The organism is Embleya sp. NPDC005971 (genome assembly GCF_040629175.1).
Lineage (GTDB): Bacteria > Actinomycetota > Actinomycetes > Streptomycetales > Streptomycetaceae > Embleya.
In genome coordinates this window covers 12,304-31,139 of record NZ_JBEXUX010000093.1, presented here as the reverse complement: position 1 = coordinate 31,139, position 18,836 = coordinate 12,304, and the positions used below count along the sequence as shown (strand labels likewise).

Genomic DNA, 18,836 nt, shown 5'->3' with positions numbered 1-18,836 from the left:
GTGTCACTGAAGAGTGGGGCTTATGCCGCAAGCTGGATCGAACGTGATCGAGGACAGGCCGACTTAACGTCGAAATCCACCGCTAAACGCCCACTAAGAGAACTTCACTGTGGCTGATGAGGCCGTGGGTCGCGGTATCCCACAACCACACTTCACCGTCGCCGACGCCGACCAGGAGTTCGCCGCGCGGACTGAACACCACCGACAACACCCCGACGGTGGACCCGGCGAGGTCAACACGGGGGCCAGCCTTGAGATCCCACAACCACACGCCGCCGACGCCGACGGTGGCCAGGAGTTCGCCGCGTGGACTGAACGCCATCCACCACACCCCGGGGGTGGACCTGGCGCGGTCAAGGGAGCGGGCCTTCACATCCCACAACCACACACCGCCGCCGCCGACGCCGGCCAAGGATTCGCCGCCCGGACTGAACACCACCGACGACACCCCGCCGGTGGGCCCGACGAGGTCAACGCGGGCGCGGGTCTTGACATCCCATAACCACAAACTGCCGCCGCCGACGCCGGCCAAGAGTTCGCCGCCCGGACTGAACACCACCGACGACACCCCGCCGGTGGGCCCGACGAGGTCAACGCGGGCGCGGGCCTTGACATCCCACAACTGCACACCATTGCCGCCGACGCCGGCCAAGAGTTCGCCGCCCGGACTGAACACCACCGACGACACCCCGTCGGTGGGGGCATCGAGGACATCGGGGGCCCTGGGCCGCGTCGCGACGTCCCACAGCCACACACCGCCGATGCCGCCGCCGGCCAAGCGTTCGCCGCGCGGACTGAACACCACCGACGACACCCCGGTGGTGGTGCCGGCGAGGTCAACTCGGGCGCGGGCCTTGACATCCCACTACCACAAACCACCGCCTGCGTTGAGGTCGATGCTGGCGTTGGCGCCGACGCCGATGTCGACGCAGGCCAAGAGTTCGCTGCCCGGACTGAACACCACCGAATTCAGAATGTTTCTCTGGATGTTCCTCTGGATGTTCCAGTTTTCGGGCGTGCGGGGGCTGTCGATGCCGTCCCCGCGCATGGTGACGAGTGCGCCGGTCGTCGCGGTCAGTGCGGCGGCGCCTCTGATCAGGACGGTGCGACGGCTCGGTCCACGCGGGACGGCTGGTGCCGTGGTGCCCCCTGGGTCGACCGGTTCGAGGGCGGGTGGCGGTGTCGCGTTTCGGGGTTGTCCGGGTGGGGTGAGGTGTTCTGGTCCGCCGAGGTTGTCGACGGCGGCGCGGACGGCTTCCTCGCGTTCGTCGAGGATGCGGCGGGCGTGGGCAACGGCGCCCGCGGCGACTTGCAAGGGTGTGTCGTCGAACGACAGGACGGGTGCGAGGTCGGGCGTGCGCGGGGGGGGTGGTCCGGGAGGTTTCCTGGATTCGGGCGAGTTCGGTGCGTAGGTGTTCGATGGTGTGTCGGGCGGATTCGGCCACGTGTCCGAAGATCATCCGGTCGCGTTCGGCGCGGGCGAGTTGGGTGTGCGCCGCGATGCGTTCGTCCACGGCGTGGTCGAGTCGGGGGCGCAGGTGTCCGCCGCCGCCGGTGGTGATGAGGTCGGAGAGTTCCCGGATGACGGTGGTCAGGTGTCGGATGGTCTCCAGGAGGCTGTCGGCGACGAGGCGGGCGTCGTCGCGGGCTCGTTCGCTGACTTTGAGGACTTCCTGGCAGTTGAGGAGTTTGTCCTGTACGGCGATGGTCTTCCGGTGCGCGGCCAGGATCTCCTCGACGCCGCCTACGGGTGGCGCGGGCCGGGGCACGGTCGGGGAGACGGCCACCGGGAGGTGAGGGTGTTCATCAAGGGGGGTGGGGGGGTTCTGGACCGCGTCCCACGGGGGTCGGGCCTGCTCGAGGAGGCGTTGCCCGTCGACGGCTTCGGCGATGTGGATGAAGTTGATGGTGTGCTGGTCACGGCCGACGTTGGTGCCGCCGGTGTTCTGCTGGAGGTTCTCGCCGACGGTGTTGTTGCCCGCGTCCTGCGCGGTTTCGGTGCGCCGCGCGGGGCGCCGACGGAACGGACGTCGGGGTTCCTTCCCCGGCTCACCCATCCTGGCGCTGCCCGAAGTTGCCGTCGATGTCGTTTCCGCGCGCTTCCTGGTCCGCGGGCCCGGTGGACGTCTGGGTGAGCGAGCCGCCGATCCTGTTGTCCTCGGCCGACTGGCGCCGGACCGGCGCGGGTGCCACCGGGAGCCACCACTGCACCGCGACCCCCACGACGAGCAACACCGCCGCGGAGGCCCACCACCGCGTCGGCTCGGTGGTGAGGAGTCCGGTGGCCACGTTCACCATCGCGGCGACCACAACCGTCCCCACCGCGCCCACGAAACGTTGCACGATCGGACTCATCCACGCCCCCCGGCAATATCGAACACCCGCCACGAACGTCGTGTCGGGAACCGGCCCACGGGCGCGGGCCGACCTCACGGGACCCGGGCGTCCACCGGCCGTCGACACCGTTCTCACACGGGAAGGCTTCCGCCCGCCCGGCCCCCTACCCACCGACCCTAGAGCCGCGGCAGGACGAACGCCCGGGTGATCGCGCATCCGACACCCAACCGGTCGGGGTCTATCCAGTTTTCGGCTCTGTTCCGTAGTCGGTGGTGACGGTGGGTAATTGCACGTGGTCATGGGGCGTGCATGATGTCAACACGCTTGTGGGAACGGTGTTCGGTACTGCGACGACGCGGTCGTCCACTGCTCCAGTCGGGTTGGCGGGCTCGGGTCACCGCGACGTAGAACATTTGGCGGGCCGCGTCGAGAGCGCGGGGGCTCTGGCCGTCGTAGTAGTTCGGGACGATCCCGTCGATCAGGCAGGGCAGAACGACGAGGGTGAACTCTCGTCCCTTGGCACCGTGGTAGGTCGGGAAGGTGACTCGGCCCGGGACACGCCGCCTGCCATTTCGGCCGTGGTGATGCCTTCGTCGCACACGTCCTGCGGACAGCGGTGGACGGAGAACAGCAGCGACTCGTAGGAGCTGCCCAGGAGGCGGCCAACGCGGGGTCTCACCGGTACCGGAGGTCACCCACCGGTCGGTGCAGCGGTCCCAGACCACCCACGGCTGACGGCCCCGTCGGCGGCGGGCAGCCGCACCGCCGGCCACCGCACCACCAGGTCCGGCTCCACCGATCCCACGGAATCGACCCTACGCGCGTCACCCGGCGCGCACACGGACAACTCGCACACGGCCGGGCCGCGCTGACGACCCGCCAGGCCGGCCCCCGCCGACCCCGGCCTCGGGCTGCCAATCGAGCGCCGTATCGCGCCATCGGGGCGTCAGCTCCTACCGTGCGGGCGCGGCGGCTCGAATGGGTGGCTAGCGGACCTCGTCGAGGGCGATGCTGTTGTGCGTGGGGCCGATCTTGACCTTCACGGTGACGTAGCCGGGCTTGCCGTCCTTGGTGCCGTGCTCGCCCCAGTACTGGCAGGTGTAGCCGGTGTCGGCTCCGAAGTCGAAGGTCTTGGCGACCGGGATCTCCTCGCAGGCGAGCTTGCTCGCGTCGCTGGCACCGGAGGCGGAGCCGTAGCGCTCGTTGAACCGGTTGTAGATCTCCTTCGCGACCAGGAGCGCCTTCTTCGGGGTCTTGGTGTAGGAGAAGACCATGCTGCCCTCGGTGTACTTGTCACCGATCTTGACCTCGTAGGGGATCTCGGCGCCCTCGTAGGTGACCACGCACTGGCTGACCGCACCGGCCTTCATGGTGATGCCGTCGGCGCACTTCGCGCTCGTCGTGCCGGGCACGTGGGCGCCGGAGAGAACGTCCTCGCGCAGCGCGTGCTCGACCTTCTCCACCACCGGCGCCTTGGTGCCCGGTAGCGGTGTGACCCTGAGCGCGTCGCCCCCGCGCGGGAGCACGTCCTTCTGCGGGCCGTCGATGGCCACCGGCAGCACCTTGACGGCGTTCTTCGCGCCGCTGTCGGCGGAGCCTGACGGACTGTTGGAACCGCCGCACGCGGTGGTCAGCAGACCGACCGCGACAGCGACTGTGAAAGCCTTGATCATTCGCATGGGCCAGGACCCCATCGGCGCGGCCGCCCGGCACAACGGCCGGATGGCAGTACCGCCGAGTAGGCGGGAAAGGCCTGTCCAGTGCGGGTGCGTTCAGGTGGCGGCCTCGGCGAAGGCGGCCAGCAGTTCGACCAGTTGGTCTTGGCTCAGGGCGTCGTCTGCCACGGGCCCTGGCCGCACTCGCCGACGAGCTCGACGAATCCCACGAGCCAGGCGCGTAGCCCGAACGCGCGCGTGACGGGCGGCCGACGCAATGCCGCGCGCACACTCGAGTCATGGAAATCGTCAAAGCCGAGGGGTACGTCACGGTGCCGGGAATCGGCGACGTCGAGGTCCGGCTCGACCTCCACGACCGGCCCGTCGCCGAGCCCGCGTTTCCCTGGTCGTGGAGCGGGGTGATCTCCGACGGCCCCGTCATGCCGGTGGGCACCGAGGGCGAAGTGCACCTCGACGACGAGAACACCACCGTCGGTCACCCTTTCGTCGTCATCACGAGCGCCCACCACGTCTCCCGGATCCGCGGCCGCGAGCACGCGTGAGCGGCGGCTCCCACGTTCGCGCGCACTACGACGGGCCCGCGATCGTCACCGTCGACGGGACGCGCATCCCCGTCGAGGGGCACCTGCGGCTGCGCCAACGCACGACGACGACGCGCCACCCTCCCACCCGAGCGACGGCTCGGAAGAGGGCTTTGGCGTGGCAACGGCACATCCGTTAAGTGGAGTGCGGCCGGGCCGGCGGGCCCCACGGCGGCGGGGCGGTGCGGCCGGAGTACGACCCGGCCCGGTTCACACTGGCCGAGCGGGAACGTGCCAAGGCCGAGGAGTTGACGGCGCCGGGTTTCGGGGCGGGTGTCGCGGACGACGGTGCAGCGCATGCGCGGCCGGTATCGGCGGCAGGGATTGTGGGGCCTGGTCGACCACCGCACGACGCGTTCCGGCGGGGTGGGGCGGACCGACGAGCGGATCGTCGCCGCGATCGAGGACGTGCTCCACGGGCGGCGAGGGCGTTCCAAAGGCACCGTCAAAGCGCTGATGCCGTCGGTCGCGCGCGTCCTCGAGGATCGGCACGGTGGTGCGGTGGTGATGCCGTCGCAGGCCACCTTCCACCGGCTGGTGAACGCGTCGGCTGATCCGCCGCTCCGTTCGGCGCCGTGTCCGGGGGCGGCGGCTAGAGTGGCGTTGACCGTGTTGTCGTGAGGAAGGGGTTTGGGGTGACCGCCGAGCCCGAGTACTCGACTCCGGTGATGGCACGGCCGGAGCGCACGATCGAGGGAGTGCGCCAGGCGATCGCCTTGTTGGCTCCGCACTGGCTTCCCGAGATGGACCGCTCCCAGCGCGAGGCGACCGCGAAGGCGTTGGAGATCAACCGGCTCGACCCGTTGCGGGCCTGGTTGCGGCACTGGGCGGCGATCACGGAGATCGAACGCCACCCGGACCTCGCTTTCCGCTACCACCACGCCGAACAGGTCGACACCGTCAGTGACGATCCCGGGGTGCGTGCCCGCGGTGTTCGGGTCTCCGGCGAGTTGTTGCGGGCCGCCTACGCCGCGGTGGGCGTGTGAGCTGGGGCTGGGAGTACGAACCCGACCAGGCGAGCGTGGTGGGCGGTGCGCCGGAGGCGTTCGTCGCCCTGGTCGAGACCGCGGTCGCGGAGATCGTCCGCGCGGCCGAGGCCCTGTATCTCGACGGAACCCTGTACGAGGGGCCCAATCCCCGTGCGGCTACGGCCTACGTCGACGACGGCATGTTCGTGTACCTGATCGTGGTGCGCAGCGAACGCGTCTACGTCCTGCAGACGACGTACCTTCCCGCCCACTGACACCATTACGTCCGTATCCGCACGCCTTGTGTGGCTTGTATGTGGCCGGGTAGGGCGGCGAACAGCATCCGTTCCCCGCAGCGGTTGAGGTTCTCGATGCCGCCCTTCAGGTGCGGGCTGTAGGGCGGCAGCACGGTGATGTCGGCGTCCGGGGCGGTCAGCGCGGTGGTCACGGTGCGGGAGAGGAAGTTGCTGTCGCGGTCGAAGCGCGAGTTCGGGCAGGCCGCCGAAGGGCCATAGCGGGCGGTGCGCACGATCGCGGAGCGCAACGCGGCCAGGACCGAGGCCCGCGTCGGAGAACCGGGCGTGATGGCGACACCGGTGATCGCCTCGGTCGCACAGTCGATGAACCAGGTGATGTACGGGTGGACGAGGTCGCCGTCGGCGGTCACGCGGAGAGAGGCCCTGGACGTGGTCGGCCTCCCAGACGACGTGGCTGCGCCATGTACGCGGGCGCTTGGCGAACACGTCCAACGCCCGGGCGGCCTCGGGGCCCTTGCGGTGGCCGATCCGCTCCCCCGCGGTCAGGTCCCGGCGGAGTGCACGCAGGAACGTCGACAGCGATGGCACCGGATCCAGCAAGGGCACGGCGGCCTGTGGTGCACCGCCCGGGAGCGGTATGCCGCCCGGCCGGGGCGGTGGCGTAGCGGGCAAGGCGGGGTCGTCGGCCGTCGTGCCCGGTCTGGTGGCAGTACGGGCACGGGCGAGGAGCTCACGGTGGACCGCGGAGGCGTTGCCGCGCCAGTAGGCCGGCAGCACCCGAATGTCCGCGGTGATCTCGAACCGGTCGCCGTGGCGGGCGGCCGGGGAGGCAGCGGTGGCGGGTGTGTTGCCGGCTTCGGCCGGCCGGCGCCACACCGTGCGCTCGGAGACGTTCAGGCACTGTGCCGTGGTGTGGACGTGCGCGCGGGTGAGGCGGCACTGGGCACGCAGCGCGAGCAGACGGCGAACGGCCGGAGCCCGCAGGGCGGTTGACGACACGGCGTCGAGGACGGGTTCGGCCGGGGGTGTCGAGGGTTCCCGGGTGGTGTCGTCGTGGGGGGCGGTGGTCATGGGAATCCTTCGTTCCTGCCCGTGGGAGCGGTGGATCCGCGATGGGTCAGGGGTTGGGGCCGAGGCGGGAGCAGGCCCGGGTCGGCAGCGCGCGATCCACGGCGGTGTCGGGGGCGCGGCTACGGGCCGCGTAGGCGTGGGAGGTGATCTTCGCCCGGGTGCGGAAGTTCCCCCGCGCGCACGTCTGGTCCGCATACAGCAGATCGGCATCGGTGGCGGTGTCCCACAGCGGATGGAACAGGCTTAGCACAATGGGGACTTGGGACGCGTCCAGGCGGGGCACCTGTTGCCGGGTCAGCACGCGTGAGGCCGGCGCGGGGGCCCGGGCGAGGGTGCGCTCGGCACTGGCGCCGCACAACACCAGCGACGTCTGGGTGGTGGGGCGTCGACCAGGAGGCGGAGGTAGTCCGGTTCGGGGGCGGCGATGCGTTGGACGTCGTCGTTCACGAGCACGCCCGGGGGCTCGAGGGCGTCCAGGATCGCGCGGTCGGCCGCGTCGGTGCGGTTCGTCAGGTGGGCGGCCGGCAGGCCGAACGCGGTGAGCAGCGCGGCGCGCAACCGCAGCAGGGCCGGCTTCACCGCCACCAGAGCGCGGCGTACCGGGACACGGCGCGGGAGCCGACGCAGCGCCTGGTGGAGCGCGACGGTCTTGCCGTGGCCGGGTCGCCGTACACGCCCATGATTCCGTGGGCGGCGACGGTGTGGGTGAGGGCTTCGGTGACCTCGCCGAGTCGGCGCGTCGACACGACGTGCGCGCCGGGCGTGTACAGGCGGGTGCCGCCGGCGAGCGGCGAGGGTGGTGGTGTCGGGTCGCTCTCCCGGGGCCCGGCGGGTACGCCGGGTCGGGGTTGGGGTGCGGGCACGGGGCGGCCGGTGTCGTCGACCGTGCCCGGCAGGGCGAGCTCGGCCAGGGCCCGGTCGTAGCGTTCCGGGTCGCGGCGGGCGTGAGCGGGCCGGACTCCAGGACACGGCCGGCGCGCAGTTCTCGGCGCACCGCGTCGTGCACGGTCGTCAACGACGGTACCCACCCAGCCTCTCGGCCGGGCGAAGCCTCGGGGGCTGGTCGTGCATCCATCGGTGCAGCGCCTTCACGTTCCCGCCCAGGTCCGACAAGCGGGACCACAGCTGGTCGGTGAGCGTGAAAGCGACACGACCCGAGGCGGGTTCGGGGGGTTCCGGTTGTCGGGCCGCGGCCGGCCAACGCCAGATGGTGCGCAGCGACACCCCTGCCGTGGCGGCGGCGATACGCACGTGCGCCGTCTCCAAAGACCCGGCCTCGTCCAGGACGAGAAGACGGCCCACCACCAACCGGCGTGTCAAGGCCCGGTCTTGTGACGGAGAAGCGAGTGAAGAAGCCCGTACGGCGGCGAGCGAGGAGATGTCGGGCCCACCGGGAACCGAGGACACGGGCAGCGGAGACGGCTTCGCACTCATACCCGCAAGCACACCCCGGCACCGAGCCGGCAGACATGGGAATGTGCATCCCCACGACAGCCGGACCATCCGTGTGGTAGCGGTCCTTGGGTGGACCATGACAGCCACTTCGTCACTCCGTGACAGCCGAGATCCCCGCATTCAGCCGGACAAAGCCCAGCTCAACAGGGCGAAACCAGAACCGGAACCGCTGTCACCAACCCCACTGACACCACCCCGCACACTCACACGTGGGGGGGGGAGCGCAGGTGCGGACGGACGAGGTGCGGAGTGACTTTGTTCGTGGGAACCGAGAGCACCTCGACGGGAGTTCTGGTGCGCGCCGGGATTCGCCAGGGGTGATGTTCACGAGTTCCGAGAACACCCGCCCTCTTGCGTTGCGAGTATGGGGGTGCTCGGCGCGGTGAGGGGGCGGTGTGCCTCGGGATTCGAAGGTCGATCTGTACGCGGCAATCCGGCGTTACTACCGCGCGGCGGCGACGAAGCGGGCCCTGATGCGGCGGTACAACGTCGGCTGGGCTGCCGGACGGCCTTGACTCGCACGACGTCATGACGCATGGTCAGCGCGCATGGACAGCGGGCGGCCGCGCAGGGCGCCCGGTGGAAGGGGGCGGCGCCGATGCGGGCGTGGCGGGTGGAGAAGCACGGTGAACCGGCTGATGTGCTGCAGCTGGCCGACGCGGACGTGCCGGAGCCCGGGCCGGGCCAGGTGCGGATCCGGGTGGCCGCGGCCGGGATCGGGCTGCCGGACGTGCTCATGTGCCGGGGGTCGTACGCCCTGGTCCCTGCCCTGCCGTTCACACCCGGCCAGGAAGCCGCGGGCGTCGTCACCGCCGTCGGCGAAGGCGTCGACCTGCCGATCGGCGCCGCGGTCATGGCGGTCACGGCGTTCCCGTCCGGCCACGGCGCCTTCGCCGAGGAATGCCTCGCGAAAGCGGACTCGGTCTTCGCCGTGCCGCCTGGCCTGGACGTCACCGCGGCGGCCGGCTTCTGGATCCCCCATCTGACCGGCTGGCTCGGGCTCGTCGACCGCGGACGGCTCGCCGCAGGCGAATGGCTCGCCGTACTCGGGGCCGCAGGCAGCAGCGGCCTCGCCGCCGTGCAACTCGGCCGGGTCCTGGGCGCCCGGGTCATCGCCGTCGTCGGCGACGACCGACGCGCCGACCTGTGCCGGGGACTCGGCGCCGAGACCGTCGTGAACCACCGCACCGGCCCACTCGGCCCGGCGCTGCGCGAGATCACCGGCGGGCACGGCGTCGACACGATCTACGACCCCGTCGGCGGCACCACAGCCGCGGACGCCGCCGGGGCGCTCACCCGCGGCGGGCGGCTCCTCGCGGTCGGGAACGCCGGCGGCACATGGCCCCGGATCCCTGCCGAACGACTGGTCATGACAAACACCTCGGTAGTCGGCGTCTACACCGGCAGCTACTCGTACGCGGAACGAAACGCCGTACACACCCGACTCTGCGAACTCCTGGCCGACGGACGCCTGCACACCGCCGCCACCACTGTCCCCTTCCACGACCTCCCGGCCGCCCTCGAACAGATCGCCGGCCGGACCGCCGCCGGCAAACTCACCCTCACGGGCATGTGAACCTGCCTCCCCGGCAACCACCGCAACGGCAACCGAGCCCGAGGCGGAGCCGACCGCCCCACCATCCACGACAACACCGCCTCTCCCGCGCAATGCCACACGAAAGCGCGCGCTGTCCGCGGTGCTGTTGCAGCACGGCAACCACCACGTTGACCGGGCCCGCCCACACCCCTGCGCCGAAGCACGCCTGTTGTCACCTGTCCCGTCTCGGATGATCCGGCCCGGTACCCGGCGGTGATCGGCGACGACCGGATCGATCGAGACGCCCAGGAGCCGGGCATCTCGGTTCGTCCGGTTCGCCGCAGGCGTTCGCAGTGCGGCATCGGGCGAGCGTTCCGCCGGATGACCTGCGTATCCCACGTGATCCGGTCCGTCGCGAGCGGATCGGACCGGTCACGTGGGATCGGGACCAGGTCGAGCGAGACGGGACACCCATGACCAGCACAAACACGGGCCGGTCCTTTGGACGCACGGGGCTATGTGCAACACACCCGCGCGTTCTCAACGAAACAGCCACATCCCCAGGCCAGGACCACACACGGCCCACACCCAGACGATACCGAAACGTTCTCATCCAACCTGCAACACCGCAGGTCACATCACCAGCCGCACACCAACAACCACCCCCGGAACCACACAAACCCACCACCAAAAACCACCCACAGATGGACGCGGAGCTCCGTCCGTCCAACCCGGACGGCCATCACGAGCAGTAGTCAGCTTGTTACCGTATGCCGCCTGTGCCATTCTTGCGAAGAACTAGTTGGTCGGAAGCGTGTCGCGCGAACGCACCCAGCGTGGCGGCGATGGTCCAGGCGAACGGAGTGTCTCTCATGGTCGAGCCGATCGGTCCCACGATGGCCGGTGGAACCCAGAAGGTGAACGTGGACACCGGATGGAGTGCCAACTTCTATCCGGATGCCAACAACCACGATCTGATGGAGGCGGGCAAGTCCCCCGTCTACTACTGGCTCCCGACCCGCATGTCGCTCGCGCGCAACGAACGAGGCGACTACCGCTTCAACCTCATGCGCTTCGCCGGGTCGGGCAAGGGCGAGGAGAAGGACACGGTGGGTGGGGTGCTCAGCCTGACCACCACCGGAGCGATTCCTGCCAAGGAATGGCAGAAGCTCACCGACCAGGTGATCAAGGAGACCGAGGGGCACGCCAACGGGCTCTGGTACAACAAGAAGCGGCAGAACCCCACCTTCATGCCGGTGATCGTGACCTCCAACACCGTCAGCCTCTCCAATCTCAAGCTCAATCCCGAGGGCTACCGCTTCTACGCCAAGGACGAGAGCGGCCAGTTGACCCTGCGGACCTCCTCTTGGCTGGGCGACGAGAACCGGTCGAAGCTGCTGAAGGGCTCTCCGCTCAAGGACGGGGACATCGGCAACTGGTACTGGGTCCTGCAGGGCGGAGGCAACGCGTCCCTGGACCCCAGCGGCGAGACCGCGTTCGTCGCCATGGTCGGCAACTACCCCGCGCAACTGCTCTACACGGGTTTCAACGGGACGAGCACGGGCGTGGTCTTCGCGAGTTCGGCCATGCAGCTCCAGATGTGGACGCCCAAGATCTCCATGCACATCCACGGGAACTGGAAGAAGATCTACGAGCACTTCTCCACCCACACCACCGCGAGCGGGTGGTTCGTGAAGGCCGACATCAAGACCGCTCTGGACGACCTCAAGATCTCCGGTGGCATCACGGTCGAACTCAAGCTGGCGGGTGCGGGCATCCCCGGGGTGGGCGATATCTCCGCGACCTTCCAGAAGCACTCCGACCTGATCGTGGACAAGTTTCTCGAACAGGCCCAGCGCATCATCTTCGAACCGCAGCACGTGGACGAGACACCCGCCGAGACGTCCTCGGGGATCAGCCCCTGGGGCTTCGGTTTCGCGCTGAAGAAGACGATGAGCAAGGTCGAACTCGACCTGGACTACAAGGAAGAGGCTCAGGTCAGCCACCTGCAGACCACCGTCATCAGCAGCTCGCTGACCGGCATCCTGCGGGATGAGGGGGTGACCGAGGACAACGAGAAGAAGTACTTCCCGGTCGTCTACCTCGACGACTGGCCCGAGAAATTGGCCCGGGTCTGCACACCCTTCGCCGCGTGGGGGACCGGCGTCTACAGCGGGCTGTCGGTGCAGATCGGCTATCCGAACGACAAGGGGGAACTGCTCTGGGACTCCCACGTGTTCGACCCGCCCGCAGCGAGCGAGCCGCTGGAGCATTGGGTCTACCGGGTCTTCCAGAAGTCCTACGAGGAGGTCAAGAACCCCCCGCCCGGATGGGAGCCGGACCGGACCTTCGTCAAGCGCGCCATCCACTTCGCAGAGCCCGACCCGGCGAACGAGTACGTTGTCTTCCACTTGGCCGAGGGACACTCCGACCTGCGGATCGATCCCGAGCCCAACGGCACGGCGACCAACGAGCGGATCGTCGAGGTCAGGGCCTCGGCCAACGCGATCATGACCGTGAATGTCAGATTCTTCGTCCCTCGCAACAAGACCGGCCTCACCGAGGACCAGTTCGCCGAGCTGACCCTCGAGCCGGTGGATGCCGACGAAAAGCCCATCGGCAAGGAACAGGCCACCTTCTTCGCGGAGCAGGCCGACCTGGCCAAGCCCCGGGTCTGGAAGCTGTGCCCGGCCCCGGACCCCGGCAAGCAGTACCGGTACCAGATCAAGGTCACCGACACCGCCGAGAACTCCGAGTGGACCAGCGCGTGGAAGGTGACCTCCGCGGAGAACCTGATGGTCGCGATCCCGAAGAAGAACGCCCAGGGAGTGACCTTCCGGTTCCGGGACCACGACTAGGATGACTCCGCCCCAGGGGCCGACCGAGATCGCCGGGCGCCGGGTCGAGGATGTCGACGGACACCGCATCGTCTTCTATCCCGACGCGGCAAATCCGATGAGGCCGGCCAGCGAACCCGGCCGGTTCCACTGGATGCCCGGACGGCTGTGGCTGGGACGGCGCGGCACCGAGCACGACTTCTCCTTCACCCGATACGTCGGGGCCACCGGCAACGACCCCTGTGGCCTGGTGCATTTCAGCCTGGTCGCAGGAATCCCGGAGGACGTGGTCGACCGGGCCACCCGCCAACTGTTCGACTCGCAGCCCAAGAACGATCCGTACTGGACCTCAAGCTCCTACCATCGGTACTGCTACGTCCCCTTGACCTTCCGGGACACGCACACCACCCTCTCGGACGTCGCCGCCGAGACCGACCCCCTCGTTCGACGGGTGACCGGCGTCGCCCCCTGGTATCGCGAGAGCCAGGGGGCCGACGCGGCTCCCCTCCCCGCCACCGGCAGCCGCTCCTACTCGGTCCTGCTGGATCTCCAACACACCGCGCTGTTCCACCGCTCGGTCGTGGACGGCATCGACGATGCGATCACCGTAAACCGCACGATGAGCGTGGAGTTCACCGCCCCGGTGAGCGGGTTCACCACGACGATCGACTGGCTCCGCGCCCGCCGCGTGTTGGGGAGGCGGGCCCGGACCGTCGGCGATGTCACCCTGGAGGATGTTCGCGAAGCCGTCGACGAACTGCGTTCCGCAGACGACTTCACCGTTGCGTGCACGCTCGACCCGAGCGTGCCGCCGGACGAGCAGTACGAGAACACCCTGCTGTCCGCCTCCGGATGCGTGGCCGCCCGGTTCCTCCAACTCGCGCGCGCCACCATCCTGGAGGCCCCCGACAACCGCCCCACCCCGCTGGCCTCCGACGCGGACGGGAGCGCCAACCCCTGGGGTCCCACCTGGATCGTCGCCGACGAGCCCGCTGCGGCCCGCTCCTCCCAGGACGTGCTGACCGGGCCCTTCGGCTACCTGCGCCGCGTCACCGTCTCCACCCGCTTCACTGCGGAGTTCCGCGAGATGCGCGCCGACCCCACCCGCTACTTCTTCACCCGCTACCCGGCGGACGAACACCACACCCTGCGCCGTGTGTTCCGCCCCGTCCTGGCACACGACAACCCGGCCGTGGAATCGGTATCGGTGTGCTGTGGCTACCCGGACACCACCGGACGCCTCGTGTGGGAGGGCCGAGTGTTCCCCCGCCCGCAGACCGCGGCGGACCGGCTCGAACCGTGGACCTACGGCACCGCGCAACTCTCCCTCGACGACATCCACGACCCGCCGCCCGGATGGACTCCCGATCGGACCTTCGTGCGACGCTTCGTCCAGTTGTGCGACGGCGCCGAAGCCGGCAACGACCTGTGCCGGGTCCAGAACGACATGGCCGAGATGGCCATCGACCCAGACCCCGAAGGAACCCTCCTCAACGACATCGCCGTCGACATCTCGCTCGCCATGGTCACGCACCTGGACGTCCATCCCATTCGCCTGACGCGCCCAGTCGGCGCGGAGGAAACCGTGGATGCCACATTCGAAGCGCTTGACGAGGATGGGGAGTTCGACGGGCGCCACCGGGTCACCTTCCGATGGGAGGGAGGTGACGACCGCCCCAGGCGCTGGATCGTCTTCCCCGACGACCCGGGCTTCCCCCGTTCCTGCCGCTACCGGATCACCCTGCGCGGCCCGGGTACTCCGGTGGAGACCCGCTGGTACTACTTCTCGGGCAGTGGCCCCATCCACCTGCTCGTGCCCCGGTGACCAGCCCGCAGAGTCCGACGGGCCGGCCGCACCGAGCCGTCGGGGACCGACCGGATGCCGCGGTCGTCGGTTCCCCGCAGCGACGACGGTGCGCGACATCGATGCTCACGCGACAACCTTGGCCGGTCACCCACCGGCCACAACCGATAGACGACCCTCTTTGGAGCAGACGTGAGCACAGACACGAGTCAGTGGGTGCACACCCCCTTCGGTCTGGTCCCGGAATCGAAGGTCTTCAGGGTGAACAGCCACGAGACGATCAAGGTCGTGGACGGCCGTGTGGTGAAGGCGGAACTGGAGTCGGGACGGGTGATCGCAGAGTACGGCGAAGCCGACCCGGAGGCCGGCCACGCTCCCTACGAGTACGCCGCGCAGCTTCGTGAGCAGGCCGGCGTGGGCGACCCCGACTGGCAACCGGCCGCCGCAGGGTACCCACTCAACGGCTACTACACCTCGGACGACTCGATCACGCGCATCCAATCGTTCTCGACGACCTGGAATGTGCCGTCGAAGCCTCGGCCCGGCTTCACATACCTGTATCTGTGGAACGGACTCAGCGGCGGCGGTTTGCAGCCGGTCCAGAAATGGACGAAGGGCCGTGACACACATCAGCCGTGGATCGTCAACTTTGCGTACGTCTCGGGCGCCGGCTATGTGCACGGTCCCGACAAGGACGTGGCGCCCGGTGAGGAAGTGACCGGCCGTGTTCGATATATAGGGCGCGAGCAGGGCGGCGACGGCTACGTCTACACGGTGTCGTTCGTGGGCCATCCCGAGCTCGATCTCACCGTCGTCCGCCCCAAGAAGCAGGGGCCCGCGGACGGCGTCGTCCAGTGCTGGGAAGCGTACTCGGACCAGCCGACCTGGCCGACCGACACCAAGGTGGGAATGCGCAAAATCGCGCTCACGATGCAGGCGGGGACACCACTGCCGCCCGATCTCAAGTGGGGCTCGTCGGGCAAACACGTCGAAACGCCGTCCGGCAAGAACATCGAAGTCGTGAATACCAGCAGCACCAGCGGAGAAGTCGACTTCTATTTCCAGTGAGCCGCCGCACCGAGAGCCCGGCCGACATCAGCCCGCATCGCCACGGCAACGCGCCGGCCTCGGTGACCATGACGCCATCACGCTCCACGTGCCACCCGGAACCCTTTCACAGTTGGCGACTGCATCCCAAGGGGTGAAATGAAGATTCTGTCCACACGCTACGTTCCAGTACATGCGGCATTCGTAGCCGCTTCGGTACTGGCCTTCCTTCCGGTTCTCTCGTATCCATCGGCGGTCGCCGCCCAGCCGCGCGCACATCATCCGGAGACGTCGCCTCCGGCCCCGGACGCTCCCGTGGATCGGGCCGGAGGTTTCTCCCTCGTCGAGAACAAGTACAAGGGGGATGCGGGGCAGGCGCGGTGCTTGCGGACGTTCAACGGGAACGCCGACGTGAAGATCGGGGACTGCAACGCTCAGGGCGGAGCCTCCGACTACACCTCCATGCGCCAGTGGAAGGTTGTGGACGGAGGCAACGGCTACGTCCTGTTGGAGAACAAGTACAAGGGGGATGCGGGGCAGGCGCGGTGCTTGCGGACGTTCAACGGGAACGCCGACGTGAAGATCGGGGACTGCAACGCTCAGGGCGGAGCCTCCGACTACACCTCCATGCGCCAGTGGAAGGTTGTGGACGGAGGCAACGGCTACGTCCTGTTGGAGAACAAGTACAAGGGGGATGCGGGGCAGGCGCGATGTTTGCGGACGTTCAACGGGAACGCCGACGTGAAAATCGGGGACTGCAACGCTCAGGGCGGAGCCTCCGACTACACCTCCATGCGCCAGTGGAAGTCGGATGCCTTCGCGGGGGCCTGGCCAAGCCGTCCGGTTGTCGGAAAGAAGCGAGTGCTGGTCATGGCCACCCACTGGACCGGGACCACGCCGGCGGAACCCGGTCCGATCCGTCAGGCAACTCTCGGCAATGATTACCCATCTCTGCGTTCCTACCTGAAAGAAGTGTCCCGAGGAAAGCTCGACCTGTCCGGCGATATGCTCACGGACGTCGATCTGGGGCCCCGTCCGGAAGGATGTGCATCGATCCGGAGTACGGCGAAGGAGGCCGCGAGAGATCAGGGCGTGGATCCGGACTCCTACGACTATCTCTTCGTCGACATCTCCCGTCATTCGGCATGCAAGTTCGAGGGGCTGGCCTCCATGCCGGGGAACTGGATCATTTCCAATGGGGTGGGCCACAAAACGTGGATGTGGACCCACGAATTCGGCCACAATCTCGGGTTCCAGCATTCCAAAACCCTCAAGAACTGTCCTGTCTCGGGGAATGTGACCACGGTTAACGGCGACTGTACGCAAACTGGAGGCGACGACCCGACCGACACGATGGGCGGCGGCGGTATGCATCTCTACCCCGTCGACTACCGGCAGTTCGCCGGTTGGCTCACCGGTGACGAAGTCGTCCGTGTCCGGAGCGGCGGAAAATATCAGCTGGGCGTCCTCGGCAAGAATGGAGTGCAGGAGTACCGGATCCCGCGCGGTGACGGGACCTACCTGTCCCTGGAATTCCGCCGCCCCGTTCCACCGTATGACGACTACGCCGCCGACGACCCACTGGTCAACGGCATCTTCGTCCGCATCGTCAAGGCCGATGGAACTATTCGCAACACCCTGGTGGACGCCACCCCCGCCACCCCCGGTACCAAAGACGCCACCTTGACCAGCGGCAAGACACTCGTGGACGAGACCGCCAAATCCGCGGTCAAGGTCTGTTCCGTCAACAGCCAAGGCGCAGACCTTCGAATCGCCATCGGAGGCAGCACACCGCCCGCGTGCTGACCTCACCCGAGACACAGCGCATGAACGGATGCGTGAGCAGGGCGTTGAGCCGCCACCCCTCCCGCACTGGCTTGGCTACGTCGACGACGGCGGGGTCGTGGTGGACGTGTCGGTCGGCGAGGAGGTGACCACCGCTTGGCCGCCGGGTGGGCGATCCAACGCTGCGGCCGAAGACCGCGTCGTGATGGCGCGACGCGCCTGTGAGCACAAATCTTCGGATGGCGTGCAGGCGATCCCCCGGCCGCCCGCGAGGGATCTGGCCGCACTACGCGAGGGCAGCGTGCGCGGCGTCGTGGTCGCGCAAACCCGCCGGCGCGGGCACTACGACCGCGAACGCCTGATCACCCCGCGCCCGCACGAGATCGCCGACGGGGCCACCCGGGTACGGATCGGCACGGACGAGCAAGCCTGGTTCGCGCTGGACACCGCATCCGCCCGCGCGTACATCCGGGACACCCCGCGTATCTGGCTAGACCCGGTGCACGTCGACACCCACCCCGTCGAGCCGGTGCACGTCGACCCCGGCGACCACCGGGTGTACTGGTCGGACGGCACGACCGAACACGGCGAGGTGCTCCACCCCGGCGGCCTACGGATCGGCGGGACCTGGCCGCCGCATCGACGACGCCTAGCGGCCATCGAGGACTTGGCGCGCGCCACCGTGCGAGCCGCCAACCGCGAAGATCTGGGCCCGGTGTGGACGACGTGGCTCGACGCCGAGACCAGCGGGAGCCGAACCGTCGACGAACGCGTCAACGAGGTGCTGATCGCCGCCGGCGAGATTGCCGCGCGGACCCTGACACTGGTCCACCACACGGTGCGCCATGCGGACGGCAACACCCGCGAACTGTGGGAACTCGGGACGGCGTTCACCATCCGCCGCCTGCCCCGGAAGGGGACCACCGAGGACCGAGCGAATTCACCCACCACCTCACCGAGGAACGGGCGTGCGCGGCCCTGGAACTCGCCGACGACGACCTGCCCCCGTCGTCACCATCACCCAGATGGCCACCATCCTCGGCACCACCCGCCAAGCCCTCGCCATGGCCCTGCGACGGGCACGCGCCAAGAGGCTCGACGTGCCCGACGCCAAAGGCGTCGACGCCTCGTTCGACCCGGGATACGTCCACCGCCTTCGAGGCACCCCCGCATGCGACGCAAACGGACAGGCGAACACGGCGGCCGTCTTCTACGACCCGCAGGCCGTGCGCACATGGTGGGACAGCCGTCCCTGATGACGCTCTTTGAAGAATCTTTCGAAGACCCTCATCATCCCGGACACGGCCCCGGCAGGGGCCACCGTTCGACGACCTGACACGCCGGATCCGTCCGGCCCGCGCGCCCGAAACGCCGGCCGGACACGCCTTCCCGGGCCCGCAGCCCTGGACCGCTCACGGCTCGGACAAGGCGCAGGACCGTCACGCGTTCGGCGGACCCCCAAGGTCGGCCCGCCTTCTTAC

Annotated in this window: 20 protein-coding genes; 11 read left to right on the top strand and 9 right to left on the bottom strand. The window is 68.8% G+C overall.

From position 1 onward, the window contains the following. Nucleotides 1-82 precede the first annotated feature (82 nt). Together ABZ374_RS43775 and ABZ374_RS43770 are read right to left on the bottom strand one after the other, a co-directional pair. Nucleotides 83-805, bottom strand: a complete 723-nt coding sequence (locus ABZ374_RS43775) for a hypothetical protein (RefSeq protein WP_360323334.1) — start codon at nt 803-805, stop codon at nt 83-85. Nucleotides 806-865: 60 nt separating this feature from the next. Next, a complete protein-coding gene (locus ABZ374_RS43770; protein ID WP_360323332.1) occupies nt 866-1,315 on the bottom strand; it encodes a hypothetical protein in 450 nt (149 codons plus the stop codon). Between the two features lie 97 nt (nt 1,316-1,412). On the opposite strand from ABZ374_RS43770, the gene ABZ374_RS43765 reads away from it, so the two are divergent. Then, nucleotides 1,413-2,135: a hypothetical protein gene (locus ABZ374_RS43765; RefSeq protein ID WP_360323331.1), complete on the top strand. Its 723-nt coding sequence runs from the start codon at nt 1,413-1,415 to the stop codon at nt 2,133-2,135. Here ABZ374_RS43765 and ABZ374_RS43760 read toward each other — a convergent pair. The 3 genes from ABZ374_RS43760 to ABZ374_RS43750 form a co-directional block, all read right to left on the bottom strand. Beyond that, on the bottom strand, nt 2,050-2,355 hold the full coding sequence (locus ABZ374_RS43760; protein ID WP_360323329.1) for a hypothetical protein: 306 nt from the start codon (nt 2,353-2,355) through the stop codon (nt 2,050-2,052). The two genes, ABZ374_RS43765 and ABZ374_RS43760, sit on opposite strands and share 86 nt — an antisense overlap. 278 nt (nt 2,356-2,633) lie before the next feature. After that, entirely contained in the window at nt 2,634-2,936 is a 303-nt protein-coding gene (locus tag ABZ374_RS43755) for a 3'-5' exonuclease (protein ID WP_360323327.1), read from the bottom strand. Nucleotides 2,937-3,323: 387 nt separating this feature from the next. Beyond that, nucleotides 3,324-4,016: a hypothetical protein gene (locus ABZ374_RS43750; RefSeq protein ID WP_360323325.1), complete on the bottom strand. Its 693-nt coding sequence runs from the start codon at nt 4,014-4,016 to the stop codon at nt 3,324-3,326. Between the two features lie 275 nt (nt 4,017-4,291). On the opposite strand from ABZ374_RS43750, the gene ABZ374_RS43745 reads away from it, so the two are divergent. From ABZ374_RS43745 to ABZ374_RS43730, 4 genes are all read left to right on the top strand, one after another. Further along, entirely contained in the window at nt 4,292-4,555 is a 264-nt protein-coding gene (locus ABZ374_RS43745; protein ID WP_360323323.1) for a hypothetical protein, read from the top strand. 336 nt (nt 4,556-4,891) lie between these two features. Beyond that, entirely contained in the window at nt 4,892-5,215 is a 324-nt protein-coding gene (locus tag ABZ374_RS43740; protein ID WP_360323322.1) for a hypothetical protein, read from the top strand. A 14-nt stretch (nt 5,216-5,229) separates the two neighbouring features. Next, nucleotides 5,230-5,580 carry a hypothetical protein gene (locus ABZ374_RS43735; RefSeq protein ID WP_360323320.1) on the top strand — a complete coding sequence of 117 codons (351 nt, stop codon included), beginning with the start codon at nt 5,230-5,232 and terminating at the stop codon, nt 5,578-5,580. Further along, entirely contained in the window at nt 5,577-5,837 is a 261-nt protein-coding gene (locus ABZ374_RS43730; protein WP_126639078.1) for a hypothetical protein, read from the top strand. Before ABZ374_RS43735 ends, ABZ374_RS43730 begins: the two co-directional genes overlap by 4 nt. A gap of 5 nt (nt 5,838-5,842) precedes the next feature. Here the strand turns inward: ABZ374_RS43730 and ABZ374_RS43725 are convergent, their stop codons facing one another. The 4 genes from ABZ374_RS43725 to ABZ374_RS43710 form a co-directional block, all read right to left on the bottom strand. Then, on the bottom strand, nt 5,843-6,229 hold the full coding sequence (locus ABZ374_RS43725; RefSeq protein WP_360323318.1) for a hypothetical protein: 387 nt from the start codon (nt 6,227-6,229) through the stop codon (nt 5,843-5,845). A 707-nt stretch (nt 6,230-6,936) separates the two neighbouring features. Continuing rightward, the gene (locus ABZ374_RS43720; protein ID WP_360323316.1) at nt 6,937-7,140 is read right to left on the bottom strand and encodes a hypothetical protein; all 204 of its coding nucleotides are present in this window, start codon (nt 7,138-7,140) and stop codon (nt 6,937-6,939) included. A gap of 44 nt (nt 7,141-7,184) precedes the next feature. Continuing rightward, entirely contained in the window at nt 7,185-7,475 is a 291-nt protein-coding gene (locus ABZ374_RS43715; protein WP_360323314.1) for a hypothetical protein, read from the bottom strand. Continuing rightward, nucleotides 7,466-7,753 carry a hypothetical protein gene (locus ABZ374_RS43710; protein ID WP_360323313.1) on the bottom strand — a complete coding sequence of 96 codons (288 nt, stop codon included), beginning with the start codon at nt 7,751-7,753 and terminating at the stop codon, nt 7,466-7,468. The genes ABZ374_RS43715 and ABZ374_RS43710 overlap by 10 nt, the downstream gene beginning before the upstream one ends. Before the next feature lie 1,127 nt (nt 7,754-8,880). Here ABZ374_RS43710 and ABZ374_RS43705 point away from each other — a divergent pair. From ABZ374_RS43705 to ABZ374_RS43680, 6 genes are all read left to right on the top strand, one after another. Then, the gene (locus ABZ374_RS43705; protein WP_360323311.1) at nt 8,881-9,921 is read left to right on the top strand and encodes an NADPH:quinone oxidoreductase family protein; all 1,041 of its coding nucleotides are present in this window, start codon (nt 8,881-8,883) and stop codon (nt 9,919-9,921) included. An 833-nt stretch (nt 9,922-10,754) separates the two neighbouring features. Beyond that, on the top strand, nt 10,755-12,740 hold the full coding sequence (locus ABZ374_RS43700) for a hypothetical protein (protein ID WP_360323309.1): 1,986 nt from the start codon (nt 10,755-10,757) through the stop codon (nt 12,738-12,740). A gap of 1 nt (nt 12,741) precedes the next feature. Then, complete coding sequence (locus tag ABZ374_RS43695) at nt 12,742-14,544, top strand: hypothetical protein (RefSeq protein WP_360323307.1); 1,803 nt, start codon at nt 12,742-12,744, stop codon at nt 14,542-14,544. 171 nt (nt 14,545-14,715) lie between these two features. Continuing rightward, a complete protein-coding gene (locus ABZ374_RS43690) occupies nt 14,716-15,591 on the top strand; it encodes a hypothetical protein (protein WP_360323305.1) in 876 nt (291 codons plus the stop codon). Between the two features lie 138 nt (nt 15,592-15,729). Further along, a complete protein-coding gene (locus ABZ374_RS43685) occupies nt 15,730-17,376 on the top strand; it encodes a hypothetical protein (protein WP_360323303.1) in 1,647 nt (548 codons plus the stop codon). A gap of 28 nt (nt 17,377-17,404) precedes the next feature. Then, complete coding sequence (locus ABZ374_RS43680) at nt 17,405-18,691, top strand: hypothetical protein (RefSeq protein ID WP_360323301.1); 1,287 nt, start codon at nt 17,405-17,407, stop codon at nt 18,689-18,691. Nucleotides 18,692-18,836: the final 145 nt, after the last annotated feature.